General features: G+C 64.4%; 9 protein-coding genes. 2 read left to right on the top strand and 7 right to left on the bottom strand.

Annotation, left to right across the window (positions count from 1 at the left end):
- Positions 1–100: 100 nt before the first annotated feature.
- Positions 101–565, top strand: a complete 465-nt coding sequence (locus Y88_RS16945) for a low molecular weight protein-tyrosine-phosphatase (RefSeq protein ID WP_008071466.1) — start codon at positions 101–103, stop codon at positions 563–565.
- Positions 566–569: 4 nt separating this feature from the next.
- Here Y88_RS16945 and Y88_RS16940 read toward each other — a convergent pair whose 3' ends face one another.
- Positions 570–1,589, bottom strand: coding sequence for an AraC family transcriptional regulator ligand-binding domain-containing protein (locus tag Y88_RS16940; RefSeq protein WP_008071465.1), 1,020 nt, complete (start codon positions 1,587–1,589; stop codon positions 570–572).
- Positions 1,590–1,751: 162 nt separating this feature from the next.
- On the opposite strand from Y88_RS16940, the gene Y88_RS16935 reads away from it, so the two are divergent.
- A complete protein-coding gene (locus tag Y88_RS16935) occupies positions 1,752–4,163 on the top strand; it encodes a TonB-dependent receptor (protein ID WP_008071463.1) in 2,412 nt (803 codons plus the stop codon).
- Positions 4,164–4,227: 64 nt separating this feature from the next.
- Here the strand turns inward: Y88_RS16935 and Y88_RS16930 are convergent, their stop codons facing one another.
- The 6 genes from Y88_RS16930 to Y88_RS16905 all read right to left on the bottom strand — a co-directional run bounded on the left by Y88_RS16930 (position 4,228) and on the right by Y88_RS16905 (position 12,830).
- The gene (locus Y88_RS16930; protein WP_026166899.1) at positions 4,228–5,238 is read right to left on the bottom strand and encodes a LacI family DNA-binding transcriptional regulator; all 1,011 of its coding nucleotides are present in this window, start codon (positions 5,236–5,238) and stop codon (positions 4,228–4,230) included.
- A gap of 125 nt (positions 5,239–5,363) precedes the next feature.
- The gene (locus tag Y88_RS16925; protein ID WP_008071460.1) at positions 5,364–7,364 is read right to left on the bottom strand and encodes a GtrA family protein; all 2,001 of its coding nucleotides are present in this window, start codon (positions 7,362–7,364) and stop codon (positions 5,364–5,366) included.
- Positions 7,357–8,415 (bottom strand): glycosyltransferase family 2 protein, encoded by a 1,059-nt coding sequence (locus Y88_RS16920; protein WP_232281130.1) that lies wholly within the window; start codon positions 8,413–8,415, stop codon positions 7,357–7,359. Before Y88_RS16920 ends, Y88_RS16925 begins: the two co-directional genes overlap by 8 nt.
- 83 nt (positions 8,416–8,498) lie before the next feature.
- Entirely contained in the window at positions 8,499–11,228 is a 2,730-nt protein-coding gene (locus Y88_RS16915) for a hypothetical protein (protein ID WP_008071458.1), read from the bottom strand.
- A gap of 80 nt (positions 11,229–11,308) precedes the next feature.
- Positions 11,309–12,247, bottom strand: coding sequence for a fimbrial biogenesis chaperone (locus tag Y88_RS16910; protein ID WP_008071457.1), 939 nt, complete (start codon positions 12,245–12,247; stop codon positions 11,309–11,311).
- A gap of 49 nt (positions 12,248–12,296) precedes the next feature.
- On the bottom strand, positions 12,297–12,830 hold the full coding sequence (locus tag Y88_RS16905; protein WP_008071456.1) for a DUF4402 domain-containing protein: 534 nt from the start codon (positions 12,828–12,830) through the stop codon (positions 12,297–12,299).
- Positions 12,831–12,849: the final 19 nt, after the last annotated feature.

The following is a 12,849-nucleotide window of genomic DNA, read 5'->3' as shown; positions in this document are numbered from 1 at the left end:
TTTGGAACGTTTTCGTTCCATAACGGACATAATCGTTCGGGAGAAGATGCGCACCTGACAGGCGGGACCCAGACCGTACTCCAGGAAACAGCATCAGGAAATGAGTCAGAAATCCGTTCTGTTCGTGTGCCTTGGCAATATCTGCCGGTCGCCGCTTGCCGAAGCGGCCTTGCGGGCCGAGGCGGTGGCGCAAGGTCTTGCGCTCACGATCGATTCGGCCGGGACCAGCGGTTGGCACGCCGGAAGTCCGGCCGATCCCCGAGCCCAAGCCGAAGCGCTGCGTCGCGGTGCCGACATTTCGGGGCACCGTGCAAGGCAGGTCGTAGAGGACGACTTCCGCAAGTTCGGCCACATCTTCGCGCTCGATCACCAGAACCTGAAGGGGTTGCGCGACATCGCCCCGCGGCGGGTTCTCGCCCGGGTGGGATTGCTGATGGACATGGTCCCGGGACGCGCCGGGGCGGCGGTGCTCGATCCCTATTACGGGACCGAGGCGGATTTCGCGACAGCATGGGATGATGTCGCAGAAGCGGCCAGGCACATCGTCGCGCGCCTGTCCCGCTGATTGATCAGGCGGCGGGTTCGCTGCGGTTGCGGCGGCTCAGTGTGCGGGCTCCGGCGCGAAAGTTCTCCCGCAGGAAACGGCTGGCAGCGCTCGCTTCGGCATAGCCCAGACGATGTGCGAGTTCGCCAAGGTTGGGCTTGCGCTGGTTGGTGAAATAGTCGGTCGCGACTCTCTGCCGGGCCTGGGTCATCATCGCCGAAAATGTCAGCCCTCGGCGCGCAAGAGTGCGCTGCAGGCTGCGTTCGCCCACTCCGATGCCCATGGCCGCCCGTGCGAGAGTAAGGCCGCCTCCGGCCAGATTGGCCGCGATGAAGCGTTCGAGCGAGCCGAGCGGATGGTCGGACCGACTCCGTCGCGTCGCTTCGAGTTGTCGTTCGAGATAGGCGATGAGATGGGGGTTGCCCGAAGGCGAAGGGCGGCGCAATTCGTCGCGGCGCAGCAGGAGCGCATTGCGGTCAGCGCCGAAGACCAGGGGGCAGCGGAACACGCTGCGGTGAAAGCTGGTCTGGTCGGGGGCGGGATGGGCGAATTCGGCGCGCACCGGATGCCATTGGGGCCCGAGGATGTTGCGAATCGAGCGTAGCTGCAAGGTCAGCGTGGCTTCCAGATACTGGCTGCCGCCCATGAGCGTTGGCACTGACAGGAATTGCTGAACCGCGATTTCGTCCCCCTCGGCAACGGCCAGCGACCCGATCGCCTCGGTTTCGAGGTGGAGGAAGCGCCCCGACAGGCGGAGCAGTTGCTCGACGGTGATGCTGTGTTCCCAGACCAGGCTCAGCGGGCCGTAACCGCGCATGCTGGACCACATGGCAAAGGCGATCCCGAGATCGCCGCGCCGGGCTGCCGTAGCGACAATCTGGAAGATGTCGACGACCGCTTGCGCCGCCATGGTTTCGCAGTCGTGCGCCTGTGCGAGCAGGGCGAGATGGTCGGCATCGAGGATCGTGTCGAGCTCGATTCCGGTCAGTCGGGCATAGCGCTCGAACTGAAGCAGCGAGGCAGTGTGGGCGACGGGCAACACCATGATTGTGGCGTCGATTGTCAATCTCGTGTCGTGATATGTCAAGATTTAAACGATGAATTGAAGCACACCAAGGGGGTCCAACCCTCGTGACCCTCCCCCGGGTCAACCCCATGGACACCTACAAGCGTGTGGAAAACCACACCAAACAGGAAGAGGATAGCAATGAAGGGCATCTGGCGGGCCGGTACGGCCATCGTCGTCATGGCATGCGCGTGCGCAGCCCCTGCGCTGGCAAGCGAAGCTGCGGACAATGCCTCGTCTCCTGCTGCGGCTCCTGCCCCCGATCAGGGCGGCGCGACAGAAACCGGCTCGCAGACCGGGTTGCAGGAAATCGTCGTCACGGCGCAGCGCCGTTCGGAAAAGCTGCAGAATGTGCCCATCGCGATCACGGCCGCCAATGCCGAGGCGCTGGCCGTTGCGCGGGTGGACAATGTCTCCAACATTGCCGCCATTTCGCCGAGCGTGAATTTCCGCGTCAGCAACATCGCTTCGTCGAGTGCGACGCTCGTCATTCGCGGTCTGGGCACGACCGGCACCAGCCGTTCGTTCGAAGGGTCGGTCGGCGTCTTTATCGACGGGGTCTATCGCAGCCGCGCCGGTGCCGCGCTGCAGGATTTCCTCGATATCGACAATCTTCAGGTCCTGCGCGGCCCGCAAGGCACGCTGTTCGGCAAGAACACGACGGCAGGGGCCCTGCTGCTGACTTCGGCCAAGCCTTCGTTCAGCGGATACAACGGTCGTTTCGAAGCCGGGTACGGCAATTACGACAGCTATATCGTGCGCGGGGCCGTCAATGCGCCGCTCGGCGAGAACCTGGCGTTCCGGATTTCCGGCCTCGCTTCGGGGCAGGATGGTTTCTACAAGGACGTCAACACCGGCCGCGATCTCAACGACAACTCGTCGCGCGCGGTGAAGGGGCAATTGCTGTTCGAGCCTTCGTCCTCGCTCAGCGTTCGCCTGATCGGCGACTATTCGTCGAGCCACGGGGCCTGCTGCTATGCGGCCGAACGCGTGGTGGCCGGACCGACGTCGGCGCTCGTCGACGGGCTGACGCAACTGGGCGGGCTCAAGCTGCCCTCGACCGATCCGTCGAAGTTTGAGGTTGCGCTCAACACGCCGGGGCATCAGGCGATCAAGGACTGGGGGTTCACCCTGATGGTCGACGCTGCGCTCGGTGCCGGGACGCTCAAGTCGGTTTCGGCCTATCGCCGCTATGACGTGGTGCAGACCGACGAGGACGCCGATTTCTCGGGCGCGGACATCCTGCGTGTCGATGAAAGCTTCCACAGCGAGTTCATTTCGCAGGAACTGACTTACAACACCCGGATTCCCGCGCTCAACGCCGACATCGTGCTCGGTGGGTTCATCGCCGACGAACGCTTGCGGATGGGGCGTTCGCTGATCGACGGCAGCCAGGCGCAGACCTATTGGGATGGGGTGCTGGGCGCCTCGGGCTTCCCCGCCGGAACCGTCAATGCCAGCCCCGGCACGATCGAGCGCGAAGCCATGCACGGGTCGGCCACTTCCTATGCCGGGTTCGCCCACGCCGATTTCAAGGTCAACGACAAGTTCAACATCATCGCGGGCATTCGCTATTCGATCGAGCACAAGACCGGCAGCTTCGGCTATGCCTATCAACGCGGCATTCCCAACGATGTCTTCACCGTGCTCGGCGTGTTCCCGGCGCCGGCCTATGATGCCAGCCACACCGACCGCGCGGTTTCCGGCACGTTCGGCTTGCAGTATCACCCGACGCGCGACGTGATGCTCTATGCGACCTATAACCGCGGCTTCAAGGCGGGCGGGGTCAACATCGACCAGAACGGGGCGGGCACTCTGCTCAACAATGCGACGGCAGTGGCGGCCTTGCCTGCGGCGGTCCGCTATCTGGTCTCGCTCGCCAATCCGGGGAAGACGGTCTCTGCACCGCTTGACCCGACTTATCGCCCCGAGGAAGTCAACGCTTTCGAAGTGGGCGCGAAGACACAGTACTTCAATCATCGGGCGCGGACCAATATCGCGTTCTATTACTACGACATCAGCGATCTTCAGATCGGGCAGTTCGTCGGTCTGCGCTTTACGGTTCTCAATGCCAAGTCGGCGAAGGACTACGGCCTTGAAATCGAGAACGCGTTCCAGGTGAACAAGGCGCTGACGCTCAATGCCGATGCGACCTGGATCATGAAGGCGAGCTATGCGGTCGATCCCAACATCGACGCGGTGCTGTCGGGATCGCGGTTCCGCTATGCGCCGAAACTGACGCTCAATCTGGCGGCCAATGTCGACACGCCGCTCACCGACAAGCTCGATCTGGTCGGGCGGGTGCAGTACCAGTACACCAGCAGCCAGTTCATCAATACCGCCGGCAGCAATGTCCAGGGCCCGGTCAGTCTGGTCAACGCCAATCTCGGGGTGAAGGTCAACAAGCGGATCACGGTCGAAGGCTGGGTCCAGAACCTGTTCAACAAATCCTATATGGCACGCGCCATCGAGACCTCGCTCCAGACGGGGACCGAAAGTGCTTACATGGGGGCGCCGCGGACGTACGGGATCCGCATTCGCGGCTCGTTCTGAAAATAGGGCATAGAGGCGGGCAGATGGGGGCGGAGCGATCCGCCCCCATTCCTGTATCGCTTTGTCAGGCGGATTCGCGGACGATCAGGCGCGGGGCGAATTGCACCGACTGGGTATCGCCGCCGGCCATGCGACGTGTCAGCAGGTCGACCAGCATGCGGGCGCCGCTCTCGATGTCCTGGCGCACGGTGGTCAGGGGCGGCGAGGCATAACGGGCCAGCAGGATGTCGTCGAACCCGACAACGGCCATGTCGTCGGGAATGGAAATGCCGTTCTGGGTTGCGGCGGCGCAAACGCTCATCGCGGCAACGTCGGAGGCGGCGAACACGCCGTCGGGACGGTGCCCCAATGTGAAATAGGCCTGTGCAGCGGCATGGCTGCCTTCCGGCGTGATCGGGATCGGAATGATTTCGACGTTCTTGCGAAGTTCGTCGGGCAATCCGGCGAGGAATCCCGTTTTGCGTGCCTGAAATTCCGGAGCATCGCCGTGGCCGAACCATGCCATCGTCTTGCACCCGCGTTGCAGCAGGTGACGCGCTGCCATCATCCCGCCCGCGAAATTGTCGGACCCCACGGTGGTATACATGTTGTCGGGGTCATAGGCCCCCCAAACCACCATCGACCGGTAATGGGTTGCCGCCCGGTTGAGCACGTCATTCTGGTCCGATTGGCCGATGACGATGATCCCGTCGACGCGCCCGGAAACGACGAATTCTTCCAGCCAGTGATCCTCTTCGGGAAGAACGCGGGAAAGGAGAAGGTCGTATCCCTTGTCGGAAAGGGCATCGGCCAGATGGCCGATCATGGTCGAAAGGAACGGGTCGGACAGATGTTGTGCCCGCTCGTGCCCCAGCGGGAGCAGTACGGCAATCGCGCCGGTTCTGCCGAGGCGAAGATTCTGGGCGGCGACGTTGAGGCGAAAACCGTGTTCGGCGGCAAGAGCGCGAATACGGTCTCGGGTCTGCTGGTTAAGTGTGCCTTTACCAGTCAAAGCGCGAGAGACAGTCGATATCGACACGCCGGCAATTCGGGCAAGGTCTGAAATGCTTCGGACCGTTGGTGTGATCGCTCCCATTGCGGTCTTCTCTCTCCGATGAGTTCATTGGTCGTATCTAACGATTGCGGAGCGACCTTTTTTATGTTGTTGGCAGTGTTTATTATGTAAGCGGCAGAAACAACAAGCGAAAAGATAAACTTTCGTTATTTGCCATCCTTGCCAAGCGGTTCCGCCCTGCGATGCAGAAGCACGCTGTTCCCCGATTGTCTCACAGGTTGCCATCCGGGAAAATCCCGGAGACCGAAATCGTTGTCCTGGCCGTTTTCGATGACCCAGAGCCATGAGATCGGCGTCGGAACCGCGGCAATCGTCGTCGCGAGGTCGGCTGCCCCGTGGCAGGGATGCAGGAAAGTCACTTCCGAAGGATCGCGGACAAAGGGTTGCGCGTCGGGGTTGTGAACGGACAGCAATTGTCCGCTCGGCATTTCCCATTGGGCATTGTCGAATGCGTGGTGCCGGGCGAGGGCATAGCCGCCCAGATGATGGCGCCTGTCGCTGCTCCAGCCGCCGCACTGGGCGACGTAAAGCGTGATGAGATTGCTGCCGCGGGGCAGGGCATCGAGCGCGGAAAGCGAGCGTTCGGCCTGCCGTCCCTGAACGAGCAGAGTATAAGTCGTGCTCGCCATGCGGACCCCGGCAAAGCCGAGCGCGGCGGCAAGGATCAGGCCCGCCCGGCGCCGGTCGATTGCGGTCTCGGTCGGAGGCGCCCCGGCAATGATCAACAGGCCAAGGATGATCGGCAAGAGCCGGATATCGGCGTAATGTGATCCCATGATCACGTCGGGCATAACGACATAAAGCGCGGTCAGCACGAGGCCCGCGCCGACAAGGCCGCGATGGCGATGCCAGCCCTGGGCCCGCAAGGCGACGAAGGCCGCCAGTACTACGACCGTCGCGCAGGCAGTGTCCCACAAGGACCATGTGTCGCGCAGGATCAGCAGCGGATAGGCAAGCTTGGCACTCGTTTCGAGATAGCGGAACGGTTCGCCCGGATCGGCACGATGGGGAAAGAGGCGTCCCGCGAGCGGGCCGGACAGGAGCGGGATCAGGGCGAGCCCCGCGTGCAGTATCGAGGCGGTCCAGCCACGCCCCCGCGCACGCTGGCGATCGAGTTCGATGCAGCCCGCGACAATGCCGAAGACGCCATAGGCCACGAGGTGACAGAGCCACAGTATGAACCCGAGCGGAACGAACAGCGCAGCCCGAAAGCGGGGATGGCTGCGCCCCAGCCGCATCCACAGGGCCAGGAGCAGCGTCGCCATGGCGATGCCGAGGGTGAAGTTGGCAAAGCCCATGATATAGGGCGCGCCATAGGCAAGCGGCGCGGCAAAGGCGGCGCCGGGCGGAATGCGCCCATGCGCCTCGCGCGCGAGCAGGAGCAGACCCAGCACCATCAGCGGCGGGATCGCCCCGACGATGAGGTGGACCGCCGGTTCCAGCCCGATAAGCGGCGCCAGACCCTGAACCAGCAGATCGACGCCGAGATTGGGCAGCAGGCCCCATTGGAAACCGTACCAGCGCGCGAGATCGGCCGAGCGTCCGCCGTCGATCTGCACCGCATAACGCCCGACGTGGCCGCCAAGGTCCATCAGCGGCAGGATCGGTGGAAAGAGGATCGGAACGGCCGTGGCAAGAACCAGTGCGAGGACGAGCAGGTTGCTGTCTGCAAGGGCGAGCGGATCACCGCGCCGCGCCGCGCGATCGCGTGAAGGACGCTCGTTTGCGGAGAAGACGAACAGCCGGGACAGTGCGTAGAACGTCATGGTGTAGGCGGCCATGGCGACGAGTTGCAGGGCCATGGTTCCGCCCGCGCCGATCCGGCGCCCGAGCAGCAGGATCGTCAGGTTGACGAGGTAGCTGATACCCGCCGTCATCGCGAAGCGCAGCTTTTCGCGTCCGTCGGCTGAGCCCTTTGCGCGGAAAGTGAAGCGGCGGTTGAGGATATAGGAGCTGACGAGGCCGAGGCCGTAGCCGGCGGCATTGGCGGCATAATCGCCGAGACCGCAGTGGAGGCCGATCGCGATCGTTCCGGCGCCGATGGCGGTATTGACCAGCCCGACCGCACCGAACCGGGCGATGCGACCCGCTTCACTCGCCAGAGCGCGCAGGCGCGGGGCAGGCGCCGACAGGGCCTGCTCAGTCATGCGGGGGGCGGCCGGTGATCTCTCTCACGATCCAGGCCGGGCGGTTCTTGGTCTCGATATACATGCGGCCGAGGTATTCGCCGAACACCCCCAAGATCATCAGTTGCGCACTGCCCAGTACCAGCGTCACTGCGATCATGCTGGTCCAGCCCGAAACCGTGCGTCCTTCAAGCCATGCCCACAAGGCCCAGACGACAAGGCCGAGCCCGATCGTCCCGCAGACCGCCCCGAAGATCGAGGCCATGCGCAGGGGCTTGATCGAGAAGCCGGTGACGGCATCGACGGCAAGGCCGACCATCCTGGCCAGCGGGTAATGGGTTTCCCCGGCGAAGCGGGCTTCGCGGACATAGGGCAGGGCGACCTGACGGAAACCCAGCCAGCTCACCATGCCGCGCACGAACCGATGGCGTTCGGGCATGCGGTTGAAGGCATCGACGACAGCGCGGCTCATCAGGCGGAAGTCGCCGGTGTCGCGTGGTATGGGAATGTCGATCAGCCGTTCGAGCAGGCGATAGAACAGGCTCGCACTGCTTTTCTTGAACCAGGTCTCGCCTTCGCGATCGATCCGCTGGCCATAGACGACATCGTATCCTTGCCCGGCAAGAGCGAGCATTTCGGGCAGCAGTTCGGGCGGGTCCTGAAGATCGGCGTCGATGACGAGAACATGGTTGCCCCGGCACAGCGACAGACCGGCAGTCAGGGCAAGCTGATGCCCGTGATTGCGGGACAGGTCGATGCCGACGATATGGGGCGAGCGCGCGGCATGGGCACCGATCGCGGCCCAGGTGCCGTCGTGCGAGCCGTCGTTGACCAGAACGATTTCATAGGAACCGGGGGCAGCGGCTTCGCAGACCGGCTCGAGCCGGGCGAGCAGGGCGTCGATCACGGCCTCTTCGTTGTAGCAGGGAACGACGACCGAAAGCGCCACGGCAGACCGCCCCCCGCGCGGGGACAGCGCCCCGAGATCGTCGGGAACGACACCGCGAGCCGGGGCGGCTGCGGTTTCGGCCAGCGCGACCGAGCGGGCAAAGCTGTGCGGATCGTCGAACATCTCCGGGATCATGCGCGGAGTGTGGTTAACCCGACGTAAAATCCTCGGTCAAAATACAGGGGGCCAAAATAGGCTTGTCGATATCAGTCCCGGACGACTTCGACGCGGGTGCGGACAAGTTTGCCGGTGCGACCGATGGTGAGGCGGATCGCCTTGTGCAGTCGGATTTTCAGATTGCGGGCCTGATTGGCGTCGATGATCATGTCGTAGGTGCCCGGACGGATCTGTTCGAACAGGAGGAAACCGTCGTTTTCGCTGCGCGCACGGGCCACGCGATGGCCTTTGCCGTCAACGAGATAGAGCGTGACCCCGGCCACCGCGCGCTTGCCGCCGTGGTCGAGGAAGACGGCCGTGCCCTCGACGTCGCTCAACTGGTCGATGGCGAATTCGACCACCGGGATGCGTCCGGCACGCGATACGATTTCCACGCCGGGTCGCGCGGGCGCCATGGCGATGTCGGGCAGAGTCGCGCCGTCGATGCGAACGGCGGTGTGGCTGCCGTCGCTGGTGCCGCCCAGAATGGCCGTGCCGCTGTCGTCGGCGGTGACCGTCTGGGTCGGGGTAAAGAAGGTCGCCTTGCCCACTTGCGGCTCGCCCTTGTCATAGCGGCCATTGCCGTTGGTGTCGGAATAGGCGCGCAAGGCGACCGCGCCGCCGTTGGAAAGGCCGGGCCGCGCGGTGAACATGCGTCCGTTGAGCGGATTGCGGCCAAAGCTGAAACCGAGGCGCAGCGTGAACGCGAACTGGCGCGTGGGCACGGTATAGGTGCTGTCGAACGACAGGGCGAAGGGGCCGAACTTGCGCCCGCCCGAAAGGCCCAGCGTCGTCTTGTTGTCGGCAAAGGAATGGGTGATCGCGGTGCGGATCGACGTACCGCTGTTGAAGGTGTGATCGACTTCGCCGCTCAGAGTGGAAATACGCGGCTTGGGGCCGATGTCATAGCCGACCCCGGCGCGATATTCGGTATGGCTGCCGGCATAGCTCGACAGGTCGAACGTGCCGCTGGTCATGCGGGTGGTGACCATGCCGGGGGCGGCCTGGATCGTGTGGACGACTGCGTTCGACATGACCATGCGCCCGGTGGTGAACGACTGGCGGAACGTGGCGGTGTCGGAAACCTGCCCGCTGACATAGGCAAGATGCTGCACGTCGAGCGAGAGCGGCACCGACTTCGATCCCAGATGCAGCGTATTGGCGAGATTGAAGCTGGTCATCGAGGACAGCGGCTTGTTGTCGGGCGAGCGGACTTCGTCGATGAACCCGCCGCCATAGCGCGCATGAGTCGCAACCAGGCTGGTGCCGAGCACGCGTCCGGCAAGACCCAGTTCCACCGCGCGTCCGCCGCCGTTGCCCATGACGCCGTCGACTTTGGCGGCAAAGCGGCCGATGCCGGTGCGCAGCCCCGCCGAACCGAACCAGCGGGTGGTGCCATTGCCCTGATAGAGCGCGGCCCCGGCCACGGTGGTGATCCCCCCGGTCAGGCCATATTGCATTTCCAGTGATCCGCGCCATGCCCCCTGATCGATCGAAGGCAGGTATCCGGGGGCCTGCAGTCCGAAGAGGGGCGTATCCTTTTGCACGGCCGAGAGGTTGTAGACGAAGGCGCCCCGCGCGAGCCGTCCGTCGCCGACATTGATCCGCCGCACTTCCTCGCGTCGTTGTCCTTCCGGGCCGTAGAAGACGAGGCGGAAGACGTTCTGCCCGAATTCGACGGGCACCTTGATGAATTCGTACTGGCTGTTGACCGCGTTGCGCGTCGATCCGATCAGGACGTCGTTGCGATAGAGTTCGACTTCGTATCCGGTCGGCAGATCCCCGCGAAAATCGATGGTTTCAAAGGCCGAGGCATGTTCGAGCGGTTCGTTGGTCAGCGTGATGCCGCGTCCGGCGACGCCGCGCAGGCCCACCGGCTGGGAGGAACTGGCAACGTCACCCATTTCGAAATCGGTTGCATGGAGGCCACCCAGGAGACCCGCATCGGGATCGCGGCGCCCGAGTTCGAGGCGTGCGCCGGTCAAGGCGTCGGACGAGGAGAACCCGGCATAAAGGTGCGCGGTCATGAAGGCGAGATCGCCTGACGCCCGCAGATCGGTTTCGAGATGGGTCCCGCGTCCCTGTCCCCCTTGCGCGCGCACTTCGACATCGGTGATCGGCGCATCGATCGCTTTCCACGGTGTCTGCTGGCGCGGATACGTGGTCTGGTGATCGCGTCCGGCGGTATTGGCGAGCTTTTCGCGCGCCGCCTCGCGCTGGAGTCGGTCCTGAAAGGGGAAGGGTTCGCGCGTCTTCACCGTGACAGACAGCGCGCGCAGGTCCGCGCTGGCCGAAATCGGCAGGATCTCGGCCAGGGCTTCGGCCTTGATATAGAGTTCGCCTTCGAACGCGGCGAAGTCGGTCTTGCGCAAGGGGCGCTCGCGGCCGGACAGCATGATCGTCCCGGCGCGCAGGTTGATGGCGACCGTGCGGGTCGGCGACAGGAACCAGCCGCTGGCATAGTGCCCGTCGTCGCTGATCTGGATCGGCAGGTCGAGAAAGCGCGCCAGATCCCCGAACGGCAGATAGACCCCGCCGCGCAACCCGTGTGCGGTGATCGTGTCGGTCATCTCGTGATGTTCGGTCGAGATCTCGACGATCAGTTCATCGTCGCTTGAAAGCGCGGGATAGGTGATGGCCAGCGCCTGTCCCGGTTTCGCGACGCGTCCGGGAATGGCCGGAAGCGGCTGGCTCGGTGGCGAGACGGTCTGTGGGCTGGCGCCTTCGGGCGCGGCAAGGGCAGCTTGCGCGGGAAGGACCGAGGCGAGGGCGATCGCCACGTGCGAAGGGCCCGCGCCGCGTTTGCGGGCGGGCTGTGGCATGTCGAAAACGGAGGCTGCCGATGGCGCCCCCGGCCGCGTCACGGAACGACGAAGTCTTCACGGGCAAGCATCTTGCCCGGGGCATAGTCATCGTCGGTATAGGTGACGGTCAGCTTCGCGCCCTTGGCCGTGAGGCGCGGGTCAAGGGCGGGATCGACCGGCAGCAGCACGGTGCGGGCATCGACTTCGGTATAGATGCCGACGCCCTTGACCGATGCGACCGGCTTCGAACTGCCCGGAGCGGTCACCACGATGTCGCCGAAAGCCGAGCGATTGCCGCTGCGGGTGATTGTGAGGGCGATCACTTTTTGCCCGGTGGGAGCAGTGCGCAGGTTCAGGTCCTTGAGCCCCGCCGTCAGCGTCGTTTCGCCGACGCGGACGATGACCGGGATCGAGATGCCGAAGCGCGGCGTGATGCGTACGCCGATGCCGCCCGAGGGCGCGTCGCCGGTCGCGGCCTCATCGATGGTGAGCCCGTCGTTGCCGGGCGGAACCGCAATGACCGAAAGGTGCGTGCGGTATTCCCCGGCGGGCAGATCCTCGAGCGTGTGGGCCATCAGGCGCACGTTCTGCATCTCGTTGCCGCCGAGCGTGAAGCGATGAGGGGACCAGCGCACCATCTGGCTTGCCGCCTTGACCCGGGCGCGGGTGGGGTCCTTGTCGTCGACCGAGGCGAGTTCGACAAGACGACCGTCGGGCGTCATCATCATGTCGGAAATGACGATGTCATAGTCGCCGCTGTTGGCGGTGCGGTTGTAGACGCCGACGCTGGCCACGCGGGCGCGGCTGTCGATGACGACGCGCTTGGGATAGAGATTGATGTCGCCCATGCCGCCGACCGAACCTTCGGGAATATGGGACGAAGCAGGGGCCGTCTGCGCCACGGCGGCGAGCGGCATGGCGCCCAGACACAGCGCGGCGCAGGCGAGCGATTGCAGGCCCGGCTTCCACATGGTTTCCGATCGGTTGCGTGACATGGTTAAGACTCCAATACGCATCCGGGCCGCGATGGGCCCGGATGCCGGATCAGAAAAACGTGACGATGACCGGGAAGGTGCCGGTGTAGTTGCCGACCGCCTGATTGCTGTTGGCGTTGAGCGTGCCCCCGACCGTGAAAGTCAAGGTGCCGGACGCGTCGAGCACTTCCAGGCCCTGGCCGATACTGCTGGTGATCTTGGTCACCCGCATGGTGGCCGACCCGTTGCTGATCGTCGTGTTGTTGGCGATCAGTACCAGGAAACGCTGCCCGGATTGACCGGACAGGGCGAACTGGGCAGGGCCGCGCGTGCCCGGTTGGGCAATTGCGCTGGCCGTGCCGAGGCTGCCGGACGTGGTCATTGCGCCATTGGTCGCAATGGTCAGCGTCCCGCTGGCTTGCGGCTGGGCAATGGCTCCGAAACGCAGGTCTTCGACCGCCACGACCTGGAGCGGCAAGGCGACCTGCGCGGAAGCACTGCCGCTGGTCGTCGAGGTGCTGGCCGGGCCTGCCACTGCGGGAGTGGCAAGGCCCAGGCCGATCAGCCCCAGGGCAAGCCCTGCGACCTTTGCGGATACGCGCATCGTTCCGTCCCCCCAAGGA

This window comes from Novosphingobium nitrogenifigens DSM 19370, from assembly GCF_000192575.1.
Taxonomy (GTDB): Bacteria; Pseudomonadota; Alphaproteobacteria; order Sphingomonadales; family Sphingomonadaceae; genus Novosphingobium; species Novosphingobium nitrogenifigens.
This window is presented reverse-complemented; position numbering and strand designations above follow the sequence as displayed.